The organism is Stenotrophomonas maltophilia group sp. RNC7 (genome assembly GCF_030910085.1).
GTDB classification, from domain to species: domain Bacteria; phylum Pseudomonadota; class Gammaproteobacteria; order Xanthomonadales; family Xanthomonadaceae; genus Stenotrophomonas; species Stenotrophomonas sepilia.
In genome coordinates this window covers 1-395 of sequence record NZ_JAVFVN010000855.1, presented here as the reverse complement: position 1 = coordinate 395, position 395 = coordinate 1, and the positions used below count along the sequence as shown (strand labels likewise).

Here is a 395-nt window from a genome sequence, read left to right as displayed (position 1 = left end):
TCATAATCAACAGAATACAGCCTTTGAAGGATCGAATCTATTTGCTTTTCTAATGCTTGATACCTTGTTATCCTAGCTTTTATAGACATATTGGTAAGCTCTAAGTCGTATTCTCCCATGGTATCATTTACACGTTCTATGAAGGTTCTTAACCCTGCTATTTCTGTTCTTGAAAGTAATAGCTGAGCATCTGAAAATCTAACTAAACTGTTTTCTTTAGCATACTTCATATAAAACCCATTGATTACTAATTCTATTTCTTTTTTGGCCTGTTCAAATGACTTCTCTAGCTTTTTGTAATAAGTATTGGTAATCTTCTCGGCATTTAAAAACACTTCTTCTTGCCTTTTCTGCCAGTAGTTACTCATGATCTCGCACCACTTTATTAATCCACT

Annotated in this window: 1 protein-coding gene; it reads right to left on the bottom strand. The window is 33.7% G+C overall.

All coding sequences use genetic code 11. From position 1 onward, the window contains the following. On the bottom strand, positions 1 to 368 hold a 368-nt coding region (locus RCF13_RS20275; protein ID WP_308141523.1), incomplete at its 3' end, for a hypothetical protein. Positions 369 to 395: the final 27 nt, after the last annotated feature.